This window comes from Microbacterium sp. P5_E9, assembly GCF_054049175.1.
In genome coordinates, this window is the sequence record NZ_JBFUMV010000033.1 from 1 (window position 1) to 1,689 (window position 1,689).

The following is a 1,689-nucleotide window of genomic DNA, read 5'->3' on the forward strand; positions in this document are numbered from 1 at the left end:
ATCCTCATCCTCAACATGTCCTGGGTGCTCGTCGTGCGATATTCTGCCAAGTCCGCTGCCGCCCACTCCGTCGCGAGGAGTCCACTCAACCGCTTCCTCCTATGCACACCCATTCGCTCCCGGGCTATCTCCACGATGAGCGGATGGGCTGCCTCCAGGTCAACGCCGGAACGTGACTGCGAGCTGCGCACGAGGCCTAGACTTTCGGCGCGCTCTATTGCGAGCGGACCAACGATCCGCTCATACACGGAGCATCGCAGTGGCGATGCAACGGCGAGCAGATCAACAAGGTCAGTGAGGGCGGGCGTAAGCGAGCTGAGTAGTCTCCCGACTACGTTCGCCAGTCCCTGCGGCAAGCCCGCACTCCGCTGCCAGGTCCACTCGTCACCGCGGTGCGCGGACGACGCATCGATCTCTCCGCGGAGGAGCTCCCTTAGGTAGAGAAAGTTCCCCCGCGTGAGGGCATAGATTTGGTCGACACTGCTCGGGCGAACCCTCTTCCGGACCACGGCGGCAAGCATCTCAGCGACACCGGCCCGATCGAGTTCGGGCACGCCGATGACCAAGGTCTTTTCGCCCTCGATGACGGCGCGGATCGCGTCGGGCACGCGTGCCCCGTCACGGACTGTAAGCACAATCGAGGCCCTCCCCTCCCGCGCAACCTCCGCTACAACCGCGGCCGACCGCTCGTCCAGGTGATGTGCGTCGTCGCAAACAAGGAGAGGCAGCATCACCTCGCCAGGCGCGCGGCCGATACGCTTGCAAAGCGCCCGCAGGACGTCAACCGACTCTCCTTGCTCTTCGAGCTCGACGAATGCTCCCCATAGAATCGTCTGCAGCGAGGCGTTCGCAGTCACCCAGGTCACCCGCCGACCACGACGTCGATGCCAGGCGATGCACTCCCGAGCGACTCGGCTCTTGCCAGCACCGGCGGTCCCGTGCAGCACGATCACTGTTGGTCCGTGCGAGACAAGAGCATCACGAAGGTGCGAGAAGATTTCCTCCCGCATCCGAAACGGCCACTCCGCCACCCTCAGCGCCACATCGTGTCCGAATTGCGGACGACATCTCGACTGTCCCCAGCGACGGAGCGCCGGCAGCGGCGTGCATGTCGGAACGTTGTGAAGTCTGCCCTCGGTGAGGCGTGGTCCCGGCCACAAATGCCATCAAAGTCACCTGGAAATCGGTGGAACGTCGCTCCAGTTTCGGCAGTCCGCGACCCCCGTGCAGAGTTGGGCGTACGAGCGCGCAGGGGCCACTGGTTCAAGCACGTCGCGGGCCTTGTAGCCAGCGGGACGACCGTACCCCCAACCGCCTGCATCTCCCTCGTCGCTTTCGCCCGGACTTGGTGCGCGACTGCCAGTGACCGAAACCGGGGAAGCCGAATCTGGCCGATCGCAATTCGGCCTTGCGTGTCAGGCGCTCCTGGTGGCGTCCGAAAGTTCTGCACCCCCGTGGGTTGCGCTGGGTCTCGGAAGGTCCTTCGGGATCGTGGGACTGTAACGATGCCGCTTCGCATCCAGGCCAGTGTCAATGCGCCTCCACACGCTCTCATGCAGCTCGTCACCAGAACGGATCTCGCGCTTCCGCCAACCCCCGAGGAACCACCAGTACCACTTGTGGCGATGGATGATCCCGAACCCTCGTTTCTCGAGGGAGATGCCTCCGCGAATATCTTGCACTGATGCG

At 63.9% G+C, this 1,689-nt stretch carries 1 protein-coding gene; it reads right to left on the reverse strand.

The window, feature by feature from the left end:
- The coding region (locus tag ACXJ3V_RS20020; protein WP_457102111.1) for an AAA family ATPase at positions 1-1,010 on the reverse strand (1,010 nt) is incomplete at its 3' end.
- Positions 1,011-1,689: the final 679 nt, after the last annotated feature.